This is a genomic window from Moorena sp. SIO4G3 (assembly GCF_010692305.1).
Lineage (GTDB): Bacteria > Cyanobacteriota > Cyanobacteriia > Cyanobacteriales > Coleofasciculaceae > Moorena > Moorena producens_A.
In genome coordinates this window covers 1-19885 of record NZ_JAAHIG010000147.1, presented here as the reverse complement: position 1 = coordinate 19885, position 19885 = coordinate 1, and the positions used below count along the sequence as shown (strand labels likewise).

Below are 19885 nucleotides of genomic sequence, written 5' to 3'. Positions count from 1 at the left end.
TGTGTCAAAGAATCTAGTTCCTCCTGGGGTTTTTTCCCATTTGATTGTCCCATTATCTGCATACTTCCTTAGAGTGTTCCTGGAGAGTCCCGTAAGTTCGACCGCCTTACGGAGTGGTACAAGTGCCATAGTTATTATCTACCACAGGCTTGGAGATAGTGGTAGATTAGTGTATATTTTAATCAACTGTGACAAGCCCTCGCCTTCAGTAATTAAGCTTATGTAAACTTAACAGACTAGCCAGCTTGAAGTCTTGATAAAACACCATTAAGCTCGCCCAAACTTTCAGAGCTAATTTATAAAGTAAATATTAAGAGCTCAAATCCCTTGACAGATATGGATTTCAGGTAACAGGGGGCAAACTAGGCCGAATTACTGAAAGCCTTGGACCGCAATGTTTATAGCTCCGTTTACCAATTAGCTCTCACCAATTGTATGGTATCAGTTTTCGTGACATTTGACAACGTATTTGACAACGTTTAGTGATATTATTGGCTAATACTTGCAGCATAGGAGAAATTTTTCCATTTCCGATCTTCCCGACTCGGCTAACCGACACAAAAGCAGGATGTTGCACTTGTAGGGGGCTAATTTATGGAGAAGGGGAAGAGGGGGAAGAAGCGGAAGAACGGCACGTAAGAAAAAACCCATGAGATTGGGTCAATCGGTAACACCAAAAAAAAGGACTAAACCTTCTTACCCCCCGTCCGGGATGCCTAAAGCTAATGTTGATTAGCGGACGAGTTTGACTCTGCGGCAACTGCCGACTCGGACTTTTGAGGCTCTACGCTTTCAGGGACAGAACCTTTTTCAGGGACAGAAGCTTCAAGACCTGCTGCGATCGCTACCTTTAGTCGAGCTAGGGTATCATCCCAGTTACGCAGTGTGGAATCGGAAAGGCGATCTGCCTGTAGTTGCACACTGCTAGAAAGATCTTCGGCTAATTCGGGTAAGGCATCTGCCGATTTTTTCAATAGCTTGCGCGTATCGCGACCAGTACGGGGGGCAATTAGCAACCCTACCACTGTTCCTACGGCACTACCCAATAGCATGCCACCGATAAATGCTCCAGCACTTTTTTTTGACATCTTGTGATTTGTGTTCCTCCAACAATTTTAGATAAATGGGATGGATAAAACTTTTATACTAAATGGTTTTGGTTTATTATCCTACAAGTAGCTTAATAATTGATCAGTAGTTAGTAGGGTAGGAGTGTAGGGTTTCTCACGACAGGTACGGTGAGGGTGATCTCAGTTGCCGCCTAGGGTTGGTTACGGCTATGCTGGGAATACTACAACCCCATACTAGTCACAACCTGATACTAGTGCGATCGCTCTTGAGTCACTAACCTATTCTTGCTAGTAGGTTTATAACTAAAGCGCCACCTAAATCCTCCCATTTTTTGAAGCATACCCAACAGTAGAAAAATTTGCTTGAGTGTGTGTAGCTGAAGCTGTAATTGTTGATACTCCTCTCTCAAACCATGAATACCTACTTGCCCAAGAACAATTGCCTTGGGAGCACTATATAACTTTTTAGAGATACGAGGTTCAACCCTTTCCAACCGATTAGCGATAGATGAAAGCCACTGTCCCAATCTCCACACTTGGCAAGCAGCGTATAGACACAACAGGGAGAGCACAATATTGATAACGATTACAACTATCATAATAAAGATGCCAGTGATACAATTGACTTTAAAATGATGATAGTATGGCTAAGGTTGGGCAACTGGGAGAAAAGTTAGTCGCTAGGTGGTTACAAAGCCAAGGCTGGGTCATCCTAAACCATAGCTGGCGGTGTCGATGGGGAGAGATTGACCTAATTGCCAAAGGAAACCCGGTGGCATTGGCTTTTGTCGAGGTTAAAACTCGCAGTCGAGGGAATTGGGATGCCGATGGTAGAAGAGCAATTACACCACAAAAGCAAGCTAAACTCAGGCTTACAGCTGAGTTATTTCTGTCAGAACATCCAGATTTAGCTAATCTACCGTGTCGATTTGATGTTGCTCTTGTCCGTTGCCAGAGCCTGAGCCAACCTTTACAGTCTACAACCACAGATCAAGAGATCGAAAGTCAGATAGTTGAACTAGCTCAACCGGTATTGGTGGCAGGATATAAGCTGATGCTACAACACTACATGCAGTCAGCTTTTGATTAGCTCCTCGGCTTGGGTGTTGGGTTTGGCTGCTAGCTCATCCTTTCTTAATCATCAACATTGCCTTGTGGCTTGGTTTTGCCTGATTTTTTCGGGACTTGCTTCTTGGTATAGTGAGCGCCCTTTATCTCAACAAACCCAGCCTTGAGAGGCTTCCCAGGTGGGAGTGTCACAAACATACGATTTTTTCAGGCAGACAGATTCTCCGGTATTACCTAATCTTAAAGAAGAAACAGATACCCATTGTCATAGCTTGGGATAAACTGAATCATATCCATCACTCCTCAAGAGTAGAAAAATGGAAAGCTTCACCATTGCTATTGTCGAGTGGATCATAAAACTGTTCCGCCTCTACCTGGTCGCTGGTTTGATTTTTGCGGTTCCTTTCGTCATCTTTGGCGTGCAACGGGTTGATCCCAATGTCCATGGATGGGCGATCGGCTTTCGCATTATGATCATTCCCGGTGTGACTGCCTTCTGGCCGATGTTTGCCACTCGCCTGTTGAGAGGCAAAACTCTTCCGAGTGAACGCAATGCTCACCGTATATCGGCCAAACGACTGACCTGAAAGGGAAATGCCATGATTCTCGCTCGCCGTAAAACTCACTTTTATTCCTTTGTGGTACTAGCAGTTGTCCTACCAGTGTGCTTCTTAGCAGGGATTTTACTGCGTCCTACTTACGAACCAGTAGATGTAGCTACCAATAAATTATTTACACAGGCAGGGTTCGTGACACAAACCCAACCCCAAGCCAGAAAGGCAATTGGCTCAACTAAACTTGAGGATGGAACATTTCGGTTTCATGTTGAAACCTTTGTCAATTCCCAAGGGAAACTGGTGATGGAACTTAAGTCTCTTTCTTTGCTCCAAGTTCCTGACCCCTTGCTGTATTGGGAAGCTACTAAGGAAGCCCCCACAGAAATTAGCGATCGCTCTATACTGCTAGGCAATCTGGCAGGGTTATCTCCTAAACAATTTTTGCTTCCTCCCAGTGTGCTAGGCAAAGCGGGACATTTGCTGATCTACAGCCAGGGGCAACAGAAGCTGATTGCAGCTCTAGAATTGCCAGCCAAACTGACTAGAATTTATCGTTATTAGTCCTTAGTAAATAAACGAAGGTTTACTGATAGTTAATAATGAATAATTACCAATGAATAATGAGCAATATAGCAGTTTTTAGCCTAATGAGGTACACAAAACTTTTTATCTCTTTCCTCTTCCGACTTTACTGCTCCCTGCTCCCTGCTCCCTGCTCCCTGCTCCCTAAAAGCCCAAAAAATGTACCTTACTAGCTTAAAAACCGCTAGAGCAATAGCAATTAACCTTTCGTAAAACAATGAGTGTTGCCTATAAAGCTGTTCTGTGGAACCGCCAGAAGTTTATTTACGATGCTATCCTTCTGAGCCTAGTTGTCCTTTATATTGTACTTTTCATCAATGTTACCCAGTGGTTCGATAGCAACATCGACATCAGGGGAGTCAGGATTCGCGCCTTTGGCTCAGCTGCTTTCATCCTGCTCCACGTTATCTTATCCATTGGTCCGCTAACTCGCCTGAGCCCAAAATTCTATCCCCTCCTCTACAATCGGCGTCATATGGGGGTTACGATGTTCTTCTTGGCTCTCCAGCACACCCGCCTTGGCCTGCAATGGTACCACGACTTCGGCAATCTCGAACCTTTGGTTAGTCTGTTTCTGAGCAATACTAACTATTTTACCTTTATTCGCTTTCCCTTCCAGGTTTTGGGATTTGTTCCCCTGGTGATCTTGTTCCTAATGGCAGCCACTAGCCACGATTTCTGGCTGGCTAACCTAACGGCTCCGGTTTGGAAAGGTTTACATATGAGCGTTTATCTTGCCTACGGACTACTGACAGGTCATGTCCTGCTAGGAGCACTGCAAACTAACAAGCATCCAGTTCTGACCCTTGCTGTTGGTGTTGGACTAGTGTGGATTGTGGGAGTGCATTTGGCAGCAGGGATTCGGGAGTTCGGGCGGGACAATCAGGACCTTGTTACAGGAAACGAAGAATTTGTGGATGCGGGCAGCATCGCAGAAATCCCGGAAAATCGAGCTAAGATAGTCACTCTCGGGGGCGAGCGGGTGGCAATTTTTAAGTATGATGGTAAGATTTCTGCTGTTTCCAACGTTTGTCAGCATCAGAATGGCCCTCTAGGGGAGGGAAAAATTGTGGATGGCTGCATCACCTGTCCATGGCACGGTTATCAGTATCTGCCAGAAAACGGTGCTTCCCCGCCACCCTTTACGGAAAAAATCCCTACGTTTGATATTAAGTTAGAGGGCGATCGCATTTTGGTGAAAACTATACCGAACCTTCCTGGTACCAGCGTTAGTCCTGCTGTAATCGCCATGGAGGAGCAGACGTGAGTACCAACAGTGAAGGTCAAAACACCGATGAATTTTATATCGGTTATGGTAAGGTGCCGACCGGTATCAAACGGTTTCTGTTGATATTGATTCCCGTGCTAGCCCTGGTGATTCTGAGTATAGCCGCTGTCTTCCCCTTAATTCATGACCAGTTTAATTCTGGAAAGGTCAATAAGGCTCAAGAGTTTGAAGGGTTGCTGTTAGGACAACCTGTTCCTCACTTGCTGGTACCTCGTCCAGGGGATACCTCCTCCCAAGCCCCCTACTCTCGCTACTTGCTCACGGGTCCGGGAAAAACCTCACCCAGATCCAGCGTCTTGGATCAAGTGGGAAAGTGGGTCAAACTAACCGGTAGTCCAGTTTATCGCAACAACCTTACGGTAATAGCAGCTCGCTCTGCAGAGGCAATTGACCCTCCTTCGGCAGCAGTGAAACCGGATGCGGGTAAATCTCTGGGTGAGTTCTCCCTCTTAGGAGAGATTTTAGACAGTAAATGCTACCCCGGGGTGATGAAACCAGGACAAACTAAAACCCATCGCTCCTGTGCTATTCGCTGCATCAGTGGTGGTGTTCCTCCGGTGTTCTTAGTTTACAATCAGCAGGGGGATAATCTTTATCTGCTCCTAGTAGATCGGCAAAACCAGGCGATTAACTCCCGGATTTTGGATAAGGTAGCTGACCCTATCCGCATCACTGGGGAAGTAGTTCAATATGGGGATATGTATGTTCTCAAAGCTGACCCGGAAAGTTATGAGCTAGTAACTCAGTAAAGCTGGGGATGATGGGCAACGGATGGGTAACGGAATTACCCACACTCCTCCGATTCCCCACGCTTGTATAGGATTTGACAAATGATCTGATATATGTATTAACAGAAAAGGATAGATTTAGGTATCCCTATCCCCCCCCTTTTCGGTTTTCTATCGTCAATGATTTACCCATTCCTCTGATTACTGAACTAATGGTTTACTAGGATAGGATACACCACTCTTCCTCAATAACGGAAATGATTGCCAATAGTATCAATAACCTTAATCCCAAATTACTGCTAGTTGTCTCCCGGGCCCTGGCAGCATTACGACCCTCGGTGATTGCTTTCCTAATTGCCAACGCTAGTATGCTCAGTGGCGGGAAGGAAACACCAATATCGTTTTGTAACGTTCTGTTTGTTGGCAATCTCTGTGCATCTTTGGCAGTGGTGGCTTTTTTTGGAGCGATTCCTATTCTAAATGAACTCAGAAAGTTGAATGTAAAGCTGCTTCTGGGACTGTTTATTAATGGTTGTTTAGCCGCCTTACTGTCTGCACTGATTTTCCTGGGACTACAACACACTACTGTCACCAATGCGGTCTTATTGGGGCGATTTGGTCCGGTACTCTATGCTCTGGCAGGAGCAATTTTCTTTGGCAAGCGTATTCTGAAATGGGAATGGATTGGCTTTTCTCTGATTGGCGTCGGTGTGACTGCTATTGTTTTCACAAGCAGTAATTATCAAATCAATCAGGGTGATCTTTTAATCCTGGCCTCAACGTTTTTGTATGCAGTCACGTCGATTATCGGCAAGTTGACCCTTTCTAAACACAACAGTTTGTCGGTAATTGTCTTCAGCCGTAACTTTATATCAGCTGTAATATTTTTCGCGATCGCTAGTTATTTATTTGGTCCGTCTCATTTTGGAGATGTCTTTTCAGGTCAGCTTTGGATGGTGATGAGTATCTATGCGCTAATTATCATCGTGATTACCCAATTTCTCTGGTACGCTGCCCTGGAAAAGTTAGACTCAAAGACGGTAGGTAAGTGGACTGTATTATCTCCCGTATTTGGGATAGTTTATGCGCTAGTTCTCAATGGAGAACGCCCTTCACTGATGCAAGTAATAGCATTTATTGTGATCATGATTGGAGTCTCGATCACTAACTTTAGTAAACAACAGCCCCAACCAACACAGGAAATTGCAGCTAGAGGAGAAAGTTCTGCATCTTCTATGTAAGTAGATAGCAGTTCTCAATTCGTAGAGATAGTTAATAGGAGTGGTTAGGGAGTAGGGAGTAGGGAGTAGGGAGTAGGGAGTAGGGAGCGGTGGGACCCGTGGCGAATTTAATTACGGGTCAAGCGCACCGTAGGGACAAAAATTTTTGCACCTCATCAGTATAAAAATTGCTATAAAAGGAGTATAAAAGAGTTAGCAAGGTAGAGTTTAATCAGCTTCTAACTTAAGTAAATTAATAAGTAATGTCAGAAGTAATGTAAGATGAAATTACTTTCCATTTGCAATCCTTATCGATACTCTAGTCCGTTACTGGACATACCCATCTTTTACCAACGGCTAGCCGTAGACGAACGATTCGAATTCTTCCACATCCCTACGGAGGGCGTCTTCACCGAAGGAGCGAATACTGAATCGATTCAGGTAGCTCCGGTGAAGGGAATACTACCTTACACTACCTTTCTCGAATTAGATTCACAAGCCCAGGATTGGCGATCGCTAGAGGAGTTTGACTTGGTATTTTGTCGGACTTTAAAACCTTTTCCTGAAGGATATCTAGATAGACTACGATTGTGGGAACCTTTTGTCAAATTTGTCAACAGTCCTACGGGAATTCATGAGCAAATTCAGCAAGATTTTCTGCTCAAGGTAGCTAGTAAATTTACACCAGACATGGTAGTAACCGATAGCTGGATGGAAGCATTGACTTTTTTTGAAAAGCACCAAGTTATTGTGGCTAAGCGATATAATAGTTGTGGTGGTCGAGGAGTTTTTAAACTTTGGTATCACAACGGTAATTTCCTAGTGGATAATCCCTTTGCAGGTACCAGGGAGTTTACTCACTTTTCTGAGGTGATGAATTATCTGAAAGGTTCCACAGGCAAACCACTACAATTTGTGCAATACTTGCAGCGAGTTGATGCGGGAGACAAGCGGATTGTTGTGGTAGATGGTGAAATTTACGGTGCCTATATCCGCCGCTCGAAAAGTGGTCATTGGGTGCATAATGTCAGCGTAGATGGAGAATGTTTCTTATCAGATATCAGCTCTGAAGAAAAAGAAGCAATTGACGCCACCTTTGAACACTATCGCTGTCGGGGTATACATACCTTGGGATATGACTTTTTGATGAATGATGAGGGGAACTGGTGCATTAGCGAAATCAATGGAGGAAATATTGGTGGCTTTGCTAGATTAGAACTGTTAACCAACCAATCGATAATGGAGCGATTGTTCACCTGGATGATTGAGTTTTCTCGAAAACCGAGAAAAAACCTATCGTTGTGTTTGGTTGAGGATTAGAAGTTTTTATTTCTATAAATTATAATTGAGAGCGACAAAATAATTAGGGCAAAAAAAATAAGTGCAGAAAAATGTCAACTAAACAAGAGAATTTCTGTGCAGATTTATCAGAGCATCCCAACATTCTGGTAAGGCAATATCAAGATACTGATTTTCAAGCAATTGCATCTATCTATAACGAGTCTATCGCTGCAGGCAACAGTACGATGGATTGCCAATTTTATACCGCTGAGGATATGGAAGGACTCGCGAATAAGTTTGGCGATCGCGAAACCATACTGGTTGCAGAACGCGAAAGCTGTGTGATTGGGTGGGGTGTCATCAAGCGCTATAGCCCTCGCTTAGGCTACCGTGTGTGCTGCGAGATTTCGATTTATTTTTCTTTAGGGGAAACTGGTAAGGGTTACGGCAGTATTTTACAAATAGCATTGCTCAAGAAAGTTGAGGAGTTTTGCTATCACCATGTCGTTGCTAAAATTTTGGCCTGCAATCAAGGGAGTATTGATTTTCACAAGCGATTTGGATTTGAGGTTGTAGGTGTTCAAAAAGAAATTGGGTTTTTCAAGGGACGCTGGCACGACATGGTTATTATGCAGCTTGTTTTGTCCCATATCCTACCTTACCGTCATGAATTATAACACTCTGTGTGGGAGTTTTGAAGATGGCAAGAGGGGGCAACGGATAGTTCGAGCGGATGTAACGGATCGGAAGATGGGAAAATGGGAAGGAGGTTGAAGAGGTGCAGGGATTTCTTTGACGTTTCAATCGGGCTTGCTATAGCTTGAAGAAATCTTTGATGATATGAGGAATCATGATCATGTGTCCTGAATCAAAATAAGCTGAGATAGTTCTCAATCTTTTTCAGAGGATAATGAGGAATTTATCAGCTTTCTCTCAGCCTAGAGCTTTAAGGTTTATACAGTAAAGTCAACCAGTGAGGAATTATTAGTTAGGTAAATCTATGAACGAGGGATTAAGTATTAGGGATTAGGCTTTGAATAGTAAACTCTAACACCATTACCCTAACACCATTTCATCACCTAGTAATACTATCAATTTCGGTTAATCCCTTATTGCGGTTAATCCATTCTAGGATGGTTAATCCCATTTTGTGAATTTTCAATTTTTAAGTCTCCATTTTCAGAAAACCAAGTTTTTTAAAAAATTACAGGATGGCAAAATGATTCAGATTATTACTGGCATGAAGACTTCTGTATCTGACCAAAGTCTTCCCAAGAGTATCCAGCGCTTAATTAGTAATATCCAAAGTCAGTCGGCATTGGTACCGAAAATTGCTCGTCAGTGCATTTTGGATGCACGCATCTCACCGGAAGACTTGATGGGATGGGCTGACTTTGATCATCCCATCACCGACAGCTACGGTCGAAAGCTACTGTACGAGTGCGATTCCTTTGAAATTATGGTGATGTCTTGGGCTCCAGGAGACTACAGCACGATTCATGACCACGGCGCAGCCCAATGGGGAGCAGTACAGTGCTTTGGCGAGGCGGAACACTACGTGTATACCTTTACAGATGGAGTGCTGCAAACCCTGAAGCGGCTGGACTTTAGGTCAGAAGAGATAAAGGCGGTAGCTGACGATATGATTCACCAGATGGGCAATCCCGGAGAATCCTGCTTTTTTAGCCTTCATGTATACGGCTGCGAAAACCCCAAGGGCTCCATCACTAGCAACGCACGAATCTTTGACCTGCTTGAAGGCAGCATTCAACGAACTGATGGAGGGGTGTTCTTCTGCTTGCCAGAGACACAAATTAAAGAACGGCACTACGGCTTACAAGCAGACACTGATACCACGCTCAGACACCACGAAAAAATGCGCGATCGCATTTGTCGAATCCTTGCAGTACAGGACAATCCTCTACTCCGCTCAAAATTAGCTATTTTAGATGAGCAAATGTCACAGCTTAAGTAAGCTAAAGATAATTGGTAATTGCTAATTGATAATTGCTAATTGGTAATTGGTAATTGCTAATTATTAATTGCTAATTATTACTTTTAAAGTAAGCATATGCGCTACGCGCACGCTGCTTGAGGTGCCGTCAGCATTCAGCCGTGAGCCAAAGGCTCACGCGTGCGCGTTCAGCCTAATGCTTAAAATAAACATCGAACAGGAGAGATTTTACAGAATTGAAAGTTTGGGGATTTGCCCATCTAAGTATTCAGCCGTTGGCTGATAGCTGATAGCACCGATTGCCCTACGCGCACGCTGCGCCAACAGTAGCACCATCTGTAGCCCTAATCGCTGATAGCTGATAGCTGATAGCTGATAGCTGATAGCTGATAGCTTAGCTTTTCAATTTTAAAATGACCAAAATCAATCCAAACTAATTTGTGAACCCCATAGGTCTTGAGGTAGAAATGAGCGGTCCATCGGAATTGGTGCTACTGGTTCAGTTAGAGTAAATTTACCACTCTCAATCCATTGCTTTAGTTCCATAGCAACTTGCCGGGAGAGGAAAATACTAGCAAGAGGAGCTACACGCACTAATTTACCATCAATAGTGATCCGACCAGACTTCAGCTGAGCGTAGCTGACTAACCCAAAGGTTGGACGCACCCGTCTAGGAATGGCAAAATCTACCACTGGTGCAACAATGTTTTGATCTTGTACAGCACAACGTTGCACTACTTCTTCATTCAGTACTGGCATTGGTACGCCCACACCTAGCATCAGAGAGGGGCCATAATTTTTAAAGTAACAACCCCGTACCCATTTGGGATTCATTTGCTTGGCATCTCCAATTAAAGCTAGAGTTGCTGCTGGTCCTATAGGTGTCTGATTGGGAAGGCGTTTTTGCAGTGGGAAGTGTTGGGTCCCTTCCCAAGCAATATAGCCAATACCTCCACCCATAAAAATCCGCGTGCCAATACCTACTAGCTTAAGTTCCGGGTCATTGATTAGGGGTGAGATTGCTCCTGGGTTAGAGTAAACTGCATTGGAGAGTTTGGGCTGCAGCAAACCCAGATAAGTATACAAGGGGCGATCGCCTCCATTCACCCCTACTATGAAGTTTTGATACAGATTGCGGGGATTGAATAAGTAAAACTGATTAATCCTATCCTTAGTGATCGTGGTCTCAAAGGAGCCTCTGGGATAACAATCTGTCACCTGTCCGAGGGCTTGCAGGTGGACGGGTTTCCCAGCAATCAGGTCTTCAATGACATGACCACCACCCCTTTGCCTATGTTCGTCCATATCTGGAATCTCACGGTTATCTGGGTAGTCAACAACTTGGGTTGCTCCCAAAAACAAATCCACTGCTCCGAAGCCAGTGTAAGCTGGAACTCCATCTAACCAACATTTCCGTATTTTCACGGGTGGGTCAGTATGTCCCAAATTCATGATTGCTCCGGAAGACTCCATCTGCTCAAAGGTACCGGTAGTAATGATGTCTACTTCTTTCGCCGCCTGAGTCACACCGATTTCTGCCACCCGTGCTTTTAATTCTTCGACTGTCCACACTACGGCACAGTTACCCTCGATTTTGTCATTAATTTGAGCAATGGTTCGCATAGGGATTGGGAATGGGGAGAAGGGTTTTCCAAAATATCACTTGCCAGTGGTATCTTAGCTTACCTCAGTCAGGCTCAGTTATAATACGCAGTTGTTAAAATCCATAGCTTGCGTTTTAACGGCTGAAGGCTAATGAAGGTTTACTCTTCCTCCTTTTCCTCCTTATCGATTTGATCTGATTTGTCGGATTTGAGGTGATTGTCCGATTCAGTCCTATCCTGGGAATGCTGTGAGGTAGTCGGGCTGGCTAATTCAGGATTTGCTGATGCGATCGCAACGGTTGCTGTAGGGGTCTGGGTATCTCTGATGGATATCGGACTAGTTTTCCATTGATCGAGGATATCTTTAATTAAAACTTCTTTTAGCCAAACCTGACCAACTACGGTTAATGGTAAAGCTAACAGTAAACCTAAAAAACCAAAGAATGTCGCGAAAAATACCTGAGCCAAAAGGGTTACTGCTGGTAGCAGGGATACCTGTTGCTTCATGACCAGGGGAGTTAGCAAATTACTTTCCACCTGCTGAATAACAATGTAGAGAATTAAAACAGCGATCGCTTTCCAGGGTGCATCTAGTAGAGCGATCGCAATCGGTGGGACTACACTCAATCCAGGGCCAATATTGGGGATAAATGTCAAGATACCTGCCAAAGCCGCCTGTGCCAGTGCCAGTTTAACTTGTAGGATGACCAAACCCACAAAACTTAAGCCAGAAATGGCAGCAATGTTAACGAGAATGCCTACTAACCACCCCCGTAAAGAGTGATCACATAGAGTCAAAATTTCATCAACTCGACGGCGATAGAAAGACGGGAAAAGTCGTATAAAGCTTTGACGATAAGCCTTGGGGTCAGCCAATAGCATTATAGTCAAAACTAATACCAGCAAAACTTGGGCTACGACAGCCAAAGAGTTAAAGGCAATGGAGAATCCACCACCCAATAACTGATTAAGTAACGGTTGTAGCTGTTGAATTAGCTGATCTAATTGGATCTCGGGGAAAGTAATCAGATCTGGGGGAATATCCGCTGACAACACATCCAACCACTGACCTAATTTTTCTATACCCCTAGGAACCTGATCAGTTAACTCTAGGACTTGCTCCGCGAAGGGTGGCACAATTAGCCAGTAAAACCCTACCGTTAGAGCAACCATCAGAAGAATTGACAGCAGGACAGCAAAAAGCCGTTTCATGCCAACCCGGCGGAATTTTTCCACCAAGATATTTAAGGCATTGGCAAGTACCACAGCAGTAAATATCAGCAGCAGTACTTGACGGATTTGCCACAGGATGTATAACGAAAGGATAAAGGCAAGTAGACCAATCCATGTGCCTAGACTCATGGTGAAACCTCACAGTGGCTCTAGCAGTCCCAGACCTAATTTTAGTTCTATGGGGCTCAAAAACCTTATATTACCTCAATTCTACAGATTTTAGGTTTTCAAATTTTAGGTTTTCAAACAGACAGGATGCGATCGCATAAGCGCGGAAGCGTGGCCAAAGGCCTCAGCCGCGCCAAAGGCGATTAGCCCGAAGGGCGTTGGCTAGCGATCGCTCCGGGAGCAGAAGATGGGGGTGATGGGGTGATGGGGAGACAAGCAGGTTTAAAGGTCGGGTGGGTATAGGTGGGGTATCTTGCCCAGAATTTTTATCAATTAGCGTACGCTTGCGTTCATGCTCCCATAGTTCATGCTCACCTTGGGAAACATAACTATGCTCTTTTTAGTCTAATTAATCGCTTGTACTCATCCTCAAGGAAGATATATTTAATGTTTATTTCCCATCGTTGGCAGTCCAGAATCGCTCTACTCACAGCATTGGGGATCACTTCAACTGTGGCGTTACCAATGTTGATGGCTACTCAAGCTACTGCCCAGTCTAGATTCTACATCGAGCCACAGTTGGCTCAATTTACCCAAGTCATCATTCCTGCTGGGACTTTGATACCAGTTGAATCCGACGACGCCAAGAGAGTTATTGTCACTCGTAATGAAACTCTACCGATAACGGTGATCGTAGCTAGAGATGTAGTCTCCTTTTCAGGAACCCTCCTAATTCCAGCAGGTAGTGAGATTGAAGGGGAAGTGCGTCCAGTTCAAGGAGGTTCTCAGTTTGTCGCCGAAGAGTTGATTCTCAGGGATAGTGATCAATCCTTATCCCTTGATGCCACCTCCGAGGTTGTCACCAAAACTGAAACCATTACCAAAAACACTGATCCCGATTTGCTCAAAGGTGCTGCGATTGGTGCAGCTGCTGGGGCTGTACTCTCTGAAATCTTTGGTAAGCTTGAATTTTGGGAAGTTTTAGCTGGTGCTGGACTCGGTTTAGTTACAGAGCTTCTCCTTGCAGGAGGTCAGGAAGACGTAGAAGTAGTTGTCATCGACCCTGACACAGATTTAGATATAACCTTGAAGTCTGATTTAGTCCTTAACCTTGACAATCGCTAATCTGAAGGATGAAGGATGAACCCTTCACCCTTCATCCTTGACTTGATAATTAATAATTCATCCTACCCGACGGTAAAGCTATCAGGGGAACATCCTTCTTGATAATTCATCCTTAACCAAAAATTACTGTCACCTTAATATTTGTCTATTATTATCTATTACTATTAACTAGGTAGTCACCAGGTCGTCAGGATAGCTAAGCTGATGGGTCTTTATCGCCGCCTTCTCTGGAGTACTATATTGGTATTAAGTACTTTAGTAACACAGATTCCAACGGCCTCAGCTGAAAATAAGGAATACCACGTCATCCTTAATTATGATAGCAGTAAATCATTTGAATGCCTAATTCAGCAGACAGAAAATTTGGCTCAAACTAAACTAAATCAGGAATTTACCGAAAATCCTGATATTACCAGCATTTCTCTAATGATTTTAGGTGAACGCAATGGTCAAGTAGTCCCTTTAATGATGATTGCAACAGTTTCTCGCTCTCAGTGGCAATAATTCCCCATAATCCAGCAATGGGGGAGTTATTTGAGCAATTCTGGAATGCTATTGGGATTCAGAGCTTCTGATTTATCTCTAGCTCCTTCAAATACACCATTACCTTCAGTATTATTGGAAGCTTCATTGGAGGATGACCCAGGTTTTCGAGATGATTAATTAGTTGAATTAACTAGTTTAACTAAAAAATCAGCAACGGTTAACCTTATAGGTTGTCTGAGAAGTCTCATTTGCTACATCAAAGCCCCCTAAATCCCCCAATTTTGCGGTGCGACCCGTGGCGAATTTAATTCGCCTACGGAAAGCGCACCGGGGGGGACTTTTAGAAACAAATTGACTCTTTTTCCCCCCAAAGTTGGGGGGCTAGGGGGGCAAAATTCAGTATAAAAAAACTTTTCAGATATCCTCTTAGCTGTAACAGTGTTCATCCTTAATTTTTAGTTAATTATTTTCACAATTTAATTTCACGGGTTAAGACTTAACTAATAAATAGTTAAGGTATGGTAAATCTTAATATCAACTAAAAAACACTATAAAGTTAAGACATGTTTAACCATCCAGTTAACCGCTCTTAACCTTAAAAAGATATATCTAATCAGTAGCTAAAAACTAGTAAAAGCGTTTACAAACGCAATTTTTTTTAGTAATCAATGCTAGCCATATGAGCGACACCCGGGTATCAAAAAGTAGACAGATATCAGGGTTTAATAACCTTGGATCACTACTCATGCTTTGAAAAAGGGGTGTTCTCAATAAAGGCTTGTTTTCTACTGCAGCATGGGAGCATGTCACTTTTGCCGAACATTTGTACTAAGGTAATAGGTAATGGGTAATAGGTAATAGGTCTGAGGTAATAGGTCATCAGGGGAGCTAGTCCTGGATGAATATTTGTACATTATCTATAGCCCCCTCATGGGTTTAAGCTTGGGGAGCAGGTCAATTTTGTAAGAACACTTGAAGTACAAACTCTTGAACTATAGTGTTTTCCGGGCTTGAGTACCAGTTATCAGTCGTTTTAGTACATTTGTTCTACGAATTTGACATGCTCCCCTGCAGCATAGCTAGAAAATTATTAGCAACATGGCTGAATTTGTTATAGCCTTTTGACGATTATTATCAGCTAGCTCTATGCGCTGTCCCTGATTCAGCAAGCTTTGTAGATCGGTTGTCACCCTTTAAGAGTGAGAAGCTACACATTCTTCTGATGATTCTCCAGCTCCACCATCCCGGACTTTGTCAAGCCCCTACCTGAATCCTTACCCCTGGAGGCTGGCAACTGTTAAGGATTTTCTCCAAGAATGTTGCACTATCTACAAAGATGTGTTAGACTTTAAACATAGATTCAGTTTCATTAGAGATACTTTGCGACTTACATTAAAGCCGAAAACCAAGGGTTTAAGGGTTGCGTTTTTTGTCAATAGTGGAATCAAATTTATGCGCTAAGCCGGGCATAGTCCGGGTTTAGCCTTGGGAGATACCCCCTGGCTGGCAAAATCCAGCTTGCATTAGTGAGCCAAAATCTGATTTGTAGATTTTGGTAGCTAAAAAGTATCGGACAAGCTTGTTTCCACCCGCTATCAGCCCAACGATGACTACACACGTTTCTACCTTTGGAAGAAGGTTAACTAAAAATCTGGGCGTTGCTTAATAATTGAATGATTTTAAGAGTGAGGTGGAATAGACATCTTAGTGGAACGTGCAGGATACCCGTTTCCTCCCTCAGGCGGGCAGGATACCCACCCTACTTCTATTAATTCCTTGATTCAGCCCTTAGCTATCAGCTATCAGCTATCAGCTAAGGGCTGAATCCTTACCTTAAAGATATACCCTAGTACAAGTTTAAGACAAAAATAACAGAACAAGTTACAGTTAACACCCAATAGGTCAATAGCCTAGTAGCTTACCTAAGGCTGATGGTGGTGATGGAAATCCCTCTGGACCACCCCGTCCTTCTGTAATTGGTATTCGTCGCAAGTCTGGTGACAGGCTTGTTTAGATTAATCTTTGTTTAGACAAGACAGCAGGATGAGATAAGACATTTTATCTTTGCGATTCTATCGCTTATTTTTACACCTTTATAATTGAGATGCTGGCGTTCGTGTAGCGTGGATCAAAGGCCATCGCTTATAGATTCGTCAGCTTTTTATTTTTGTTTTCATGGCTTTTCGGTACCTGTTATTCTCAACTATTAATGTGAATCGGCTGAAACGACTACCCTATATAGCAATTATCTCTCCCATGAGGTGCAAAGCGATCCCCCTAAATCCCCCTTATCAAGGGGGACTTTGAAGTTTATAAGCGTACCTAATAAATGCAATAAACCCTATAATAAACTATTACCAATTTTGATAAAGTTATCCAAAAAACTATCTATATCTGCTTCGTTAATTTCTGGATTGCTTAGAATGAAGCGAATTATAATCTGTTCTTGATACTGAGAGTAATTAACTAATGCTTGACCAGAGCGCATTAATTGCTCACGTATCTCCAGATTAAGCTGATCTAAATCATGATTAGACAGACTGTTATCCCTGGGATGATAGCGGAAACAGATATTCAAAAATGTTGGTTTAACTATCAATTCTAAATTCTCACAATTGCGAATATAGTCCGCCGCGTAGCTAGCGAGTTCAAACAAGCGGTCAACCCTTGCTTCATAACCGTTTTTGCCGTAGTATTTCCAGGCTAGCCACAGCTTAAGGGCATCTACTTTCCGCCCACACTGCAAGGACATAGTTCCAAGATTATAGGCACTATCTTCATCATCGTGGAAGATATAGTGAGTACCTTGACTAGAACAAGCTTCCAATAAAGTCCCTGGTTGTTTGACTAGAATAGCTGAACAAATCAAGGGCACCCCCATGAGTTTGTGAGCATCCCAAGTAAAAGAATCTGCTAAGGAGCTACCTTGCAACAGGTGCTTGTGGTGGTTGCTGAACAAAACCGGAGCACCCCAAGACCCATCCACATGTAGCCAGAGTCCATATTTGCTGGTAATTTCTGCAATTGAGGGCAACGGATCGAATGCACCGGCAACGGTAGTGCCCGCAGTAGCTGTCACAAAGAAAGGTGTTTTTCCTTCCCTTAGGCTTTGTTGAATAGCAGCGTCTAATTGTTGCGGGCACATGCGCTGATCGCCATCGGATTTGACTTTGACTACATTGTCTATGCCCATGCCCAACAAATTTGCGGCTTTGAAAAAGGAATAGTGAGCCTGATCGGAGATGAATGCTACTAGCTGGTGATTTCCCAATCCCTTGTTTTTGGCTTCGGGTAGGAGTTTGTGTCGGGCACAAAGCATGGCGATCAGATTAGCATTACTGCCTCCTGTCACCATCAACCCCTCACCTTGAGGAAAACCGATCAAGTCGTTGAGAGCCTCAATCAATTTAATCTCGATCAGGGTGGCTACTGGAGCAACTTCATAGGTATACATAGAAGTATTAGCAGTACTAGTTACCATTTCTGCTAATAATCCAGTTATCTCAAATCCACCCCAAAGCTGGTTGAAAAACTTGTGGCTACTAGTCCGCACGCTGTGGTCGAGGTACGATTCAATAATCGGAATTAAATCGGCTAAGGGAACTCCGTTTTCTGGTAAGCTTAAATCGAGTTTTTCCTTAAGGGTTTGAGGGCTTTTGTAATCTATTACCTTGGTATCGGTATTTTGATTTTCCTGCAAATAGTTAAGGAGTTTATCAACAGTTAAGTTGATTATTTTTTCAAACTCGATCATAATTTAATATTTGGTATAATTAGATATTTTGTGGAATTGATAAGGGTGCATATCCTAAAAGCTGTTTGACCCGGTGGTGCGTTACGGGGCGTGCTGTCCCAACGGTGACGACGAGGCAGAAAATGAGGGCTCGCCCGTCCCTAACGCACCCTACCCAACTATCAAAGTGCTACTAAAACTTCGGCAAGTTTCCTTTTGGTGCTAGCGAATACTTCATGTTGTTGATTGTCCCAAATGCTAACACGAGAATTAAGCTCGATGATTTTCGGTTGACCGTTAACTATGGCAAGATCAATGCCATAAAACCGGTTACCGTACTGTACCATATGTTTTTCAATGTGTTCGACTAGCTCGAAGACAGTGCTAGGGATGAGTTCTATTTCTACAACACGCATCTCGCCTCCTTCAGTCACGGATGCTACTAATTTTCCTGAAGCTGGAGTACGTACTATAGAGTGAAGAATTTCCCCGTTGAGGAGTGCTACACGAAAGTCATGAACACCATTGACAATACCGGGTATACCTGAGCGTGAATCGATAAACTCTTGCACTAAGAAGGGATAGGGGCAATGTTGCTTCTTTAAGAACTCATCGTCTCCAATGTGGACATTTCTAGCTTCAAGACCATCTACTGGCTTGACAACTTTATATTGCCCTGGTATATTAGCGAGTGCCTCAAAAAACTCTTCTTGGGTGTTAACAAGATAGCTTTGGGGAGAATAGTCACTGAAAAGCTGAAAGGTTTTATATTTGTTGGTGCAAATTTCGTTAATTTCCTGACAGTTAAGAACTGGGATAGTTCCATCAGAGATAAACAATCCTTTATCGAAAATGACATCAGCTTTGACAGGAGCAGTTTCTATCACTTGTCCATCTCGTAATTCCCAACTCTGGGAAAATTGTCCTGACCCTAGATAGGAAGATTGGTGACGAACAACACGAAAATTGGCACCACAAGCTTCTATTGCTTCACCAAGTTGGGCAATGTGTCGTATGTACTTTTGTTTAGTAAATGGGTAGGCAAAGGTGCCTGCTTCCTCAAAAAAGACAGCAACAGTTTTCAAGGTTTACCTCAAACTGGGCATCAAATAAAAATTATAGCAATTTTTATTTATTGTCTTGTGGACTTGAGCTAAAAACCTGTAGAATTAATCCCGCAGCAGGTAATGTGCATTACTGACAAGGCTAACAACACTTCAACCTTAATAACCTCCAACCTTCAACCAACCTTCAACCTTGGCCAAAAGGCCACGCTACGCGAACAACCAACCTCCAACCTTCAACCTTGGCCAAAAGGCCACGCTACGCGAACAACCAACCTCCAACCTTCAACCAACCTCCAACCTTCAACCTTGAATCAACCGATTAATCTATTCGAATACGAATCCCTAGCGCCGCAGTATCTATCGTCGATGGCACTGGATTATTACGCCAGTGGTGCTTGGGATGAAGTAACACTGCGAGACAATCGTGCAGCGTTTGAAAAGATAAAACTCCGTCCTCGGATGTTGGTGGATGTGAGTCAACGAGATTTAAGCACACAAATCCTAGATCAGTTTTTCCCCATACCGATTCTGGTTGCTCCCATGGCATTCCAGTGTCTGGCCAATCCAGAGGGTGAATTAGCAACAGCAAGGGCGGCAGCTGAGGTAGGGGCAATCATGGTGTTGAGTACGATGTCCACCAAACCCTTAGAAGCTGTAGCCCTTGCCGGGAAACAGAGCCAACAAAAGCAGGAGGCAACATCCCATATCCAAAATCCCTCATGGTTTCAGCTGTATGTCCATCGCGATCGCACTCTCACCCGTAGACTGGTGGAACGGGCGA

At 43.5% G+C, this 19885-nt stretch carries 18 protein-coding genes; 11 read left to right on the top strand and 7 right to left on the bottom strand.

The genetic code is table 11. The features are described from left to right. Window positions 1-722 precede the first annotated feature (722 nt). Complete coding sequence (locus F6J99_RS23530; protein ID WP_293080106.1) at window positions 723-1088, bottom strand: YtxH domain-containing protein; 366 nt, start codon at window positions 1086-1088, stop codon at window positions 723-725. Window positions 1089-1321: 233 nt separating this feature from the next. Then, the gene (locus F6J99_RS23525; protein WP_293115833.1) at window positions 1322-1669 is read right to left on the bottom strand and encodes a hypothetical protein; all 348 of its coding nucleotides are present in this window, start codon (window positions 1667-1669) and stop codon (window positions 1322-1324) included. A gap of 44 nt (window positions 1670-1713) precedes the next feature. Between F6J99_RS23525 and F6J99_RS23520 the strand changes: the two genes are divergently transcribed. Further along, window positions 1714-2160: a YraN family protein gene (locus tag F6J99_RS23520; protein WP_293115831.1), complete on the top strand. Its 447-nt coding sequence runs from the start codon at window positions 1714-1716 to the stop codon at window positions 2158-2160. A 274-nt stretch (window positions 2161-2434) separates the two neighbouring features. On the opposite strand, the gene F6J99_RS23515 is transcribed toward F6J99_RS23520, so the two are convergent. After that, the gene (locus F6J99_RS23515) at window positions 2435-2698 is read right to left on the bottom strand and encodes a hypothetical protein (RefSeq protein WP_293115829.1); all 264 of its coding nucleotides are present in this window, start codon (window positions 2696-2698) and stop codon (window positions 2435-2437) included. A gap of 39 nt (window positions 2699-2737) precedes the next feature. Between F6J99_RS23515 and F6J99_RS23510 the strand changes: the two genes are divergently transcribed. The 7 genes from F6J99_RS23510 to F6J99_RS23480 all read left to right on the top strand — a co-directional run bounded on the left by F6J99_RS23510 (window position 2738) and on the right by F6J99_RS23480 (window position 9769). Next, a complete protein-coding gene (locus tag F6J99_RS23510; RefSeq protein ID WP_293115827.1) occupies window positions 2738-3256 on the top strand; it encodes a hypothetical protein in 519 nt (172 codons plus the stop codon). A 238-nt stretch (window positions 3257-3494) separates the two neighbouring features. Continuing rightward, window positions 3495-4544, top strand: coding sequence for a Rieske 2Fe-2S domain-containing protein (locus tag F6J99_RS23505; RefSeq protein ID WP_293115825.1), 1050 nt, complete (start codon window positions 3495-3497; stop codon window positions 4542-4544). Next, entirely contained in the window at window positions 4541-5314 is a 774-nt protein-coding gene (locus F6J99_RS23500) for a hypothetical protein (RefSeq protein ID WP_293115823.1), read from the top strand. The genes F6J99_RS23505 and F6J99_RS23500 overlap by 4 nt, the downstream gene beginning before the upstream one ends. A gap of 236 nt (window positions 5315-5550) precedes the next feature. After that, window positions 5551-6534, top strand: a complete 984-nt coding sequence (locus F6J99_RS23495; protein ID WP_293115821.1) for a DMT family transporter — start codon at window positions 5551-5553, stop codon at window positions 6532-6534. Between the two features lie 261 nt (window positions 6535-6795). Continuing rightward, entirely contained in the window at window positions 6796-7833 is a 1038-nt protein-coding gene (locus tag F6J99_RS23490; RefSeq protein WP_293115819.1) for a hypothetical protein, read from the top strand. Window positions 7834-7904: 71 nt separating this feature from the next. After that, window positions 7905-8471 carry a GNAT family N-acetyltransferase gene (locus F6J99_RS23485; RefSeq protein WP_293115817.1) on the top strand — a complete coding sequence of 189 codons (567 nt, stop codon included), beginning with the start codon at window positions 7905-7907 and terminating at the stop codon, window positions 8469-8471. Between the two features lie 542 nt (window positions 8472-9013). Further along, window positions 9014-9769: a cysteine dioxygenase family protein gene (locus F6J99_RS23480; protein ID WP_293115815.1), complete on the top strand. Its 756-nt coding sequence runs from the start codon at window positions 9014-9016 to the stop codon at window positions 9767-9769. 402 nt (window positions 9770-10171) lie between these two features. Here the strand turns inward: F6J99_RS23480 and F6J99_RS23475 are convergent, their stop codons facing one another. Together F6J99_RS23475 and F6J99_RS23470 are read right to left on the bottom strand one after the other, a co-directional pair. Then, window positions 10172-11371, bottom strand: coding sequence for a homocysteine biosynthesis protein (locus F6J99_RS23475; RefSeq protein ID WP_070394790.1), 1200 nt, complete (start codon window positions 11369-11371; stop codon window positions 10172-10174). A 140-nt stretch (window positions 11372-11511) separates the two neighbouring features. Then, complete coding sequence (locus F6J99_RS23470) at window positions 11512-12714, bottom strand: AI-2E family transporter (RefSeq protein ID WP_293115813.1); 1203 nt, start codon at window positions 12712-12714, stop codon at window positions 11512-11514. Window positions 12715-13140: 426 nt separating this feature from the next. Between F6J99_RS23470 and F6J99_RS23465 the strand changes: the two genes are divergently transcribed. Then, complete coding sequence (locus F6J99_RS23465) at window positions 13141-13818, top strand: hypothetical protein (RefSeq protein WP_293115811.1); 678 nt, start codon at window positions 13141-13143, stop codon at window positions 13816-13818. Between the two features lie 204 nt (window positions 13819-14022). Continuing rightward, entirely contained in the window at window positions 14023-14322 is a 300-nt protein-coding gene (locus tag F6J99_RS23460; protein ID WP_293115809.1) for a hypothetical protein, read from the top strand. Between the two features lie 2323 nt (window positions 14323-16645). On the opposite strand, the gene F6J99_RS23455 is transcribed toward F6J99_RS23460, so the two are convergent. Beyond that, window positions 16646-18058: an aspartate aminotransferase family protein gene (locus F6J99_RS23455; RefSeq protein WP_293115807.1), complete on the bottom strand. Its 1413-nt coding sequence runs from the start codon at window positions 18056-18058 to the stop codon at window positions 16646-16648. Between the two features lie 161 nt (window positions 18059-18219). Further along, on the bottom strand, window positions 18220-19122 hold the full coding sequence (locus tag F6J99_RS23450) for an ATP-grasp domain-containing protein (protein WP_293115805.1): 903 nt from the start codon (window positions 19120-19122) through the stop codon (window positions 18220-18222). 102 nt (window positions 19123-19224) lie between these two features. Between F6J99_RS23450 and F6J99_RS23445 the strand changes: the two genes are divergently transcribed. Beyond that, window positions 19225-19885 (top strand): alpha-hydroxy-acid oxidizing protein (locus F6J99_RS23445; RefSeq protein WP_293115803.1); only part of this gene is annotated, 661 nt, incomplete at its 3' end.

Coding starts and splice junctions, on each gene's coding strand:
- F6J99_RS23530 (WP_293080106.1), bottom strand. CDS start 1,088: ATGTCAAAAAAAAGTGCTGGAGCATTTATCGGTGGCATGCTATTGGGT.
- F6J99_RS23525 (WP_293115833.1), bottom strand. CDS start 1,669: ATGATAGTTGTAATCGTTATCAATATTGTGCTCTCCCTGTTGTGTCTA.
- F6J99_RS23520 (WP_293115831.1), top strand. CDS start 1,714: ATGGCTAAGGTTGGGCAACTGGGAGAAAAGTTAGTCGCTAGGTGGTTA.
- F6J99_RS23510 (WP_293115827.1), top strand. CDS start 2,738: ATGATTCTCGCTCGCCGTAAAACTCACTTTTATTCCTTTGTGGTACTA.
- F6J99_RS23505 (WP_293115825.1), top strand. CDS start 3,495: ATGAGTGTTGCCTATAAAGCTGTTCTGTGGAACCGCCAGAAGTTTATT.
- F6J99_RS23495 (WP_293115821.1), top strand. CDS start 5,551: ATGATTGCCAATAGTATCAATAACCTTAATCCCAAATTACTGCTAGTT.
- F6J99_RS23490 (WP_293115819.1), top strand. CDS start 6,796: ATGAAATTACTTTCCATTTGCAATCCTTATCGATACTCTAGTCCGTTA.
- F6J99_RS23485 (WP_293115817.1), top strand. CDS start 7,905: ATGTCAACTAAACAAGAGAATTTCTGTGCAGATTTATCAGAGCATCCC.
- F6J99_RS23480 (WP_293115815.1), top strand. CDS start 9,014: ATGATTCAGATTATTACTGGCATGAAGACTTCTGTATCTGACCAAAGT.
- F6J99_RS23475 (WP_070394790.1), bottom strand. CDS start 11,371: ATGCGAACCATTGCTCAAATTAATGACAAAATCGAGGGTAACTGTGCC.
- F6J99_RS23470 (WP_293115813.1), bottom strand. CDS start 12,714: ATGAGTCTAGGCACATGGATTGGTCTACTTGCCTTTATCCTTTCGTTA.
- F6J99_RS23465 (WP_293115811.1), top strand. CDS start 13,141: ATGTTTATTTCCCATCGTTGGCAGTCCAGAATCGCTCTACTCACAGCA.
- F6J99_RS23460 (WP_293115809.1), top strand. CDS start 14,023: ATGGGTCTTTATCGCCGCCTTCTCTGGAGTACTATATTGGTATTAAGT.
- F6J99_RS23455 (WP_293115807.1), bottom strand. CDS start 18,058: ATGATCGAGTTTGAAAAAATAATCAACTTAACTGTTGATAAACTCCTT.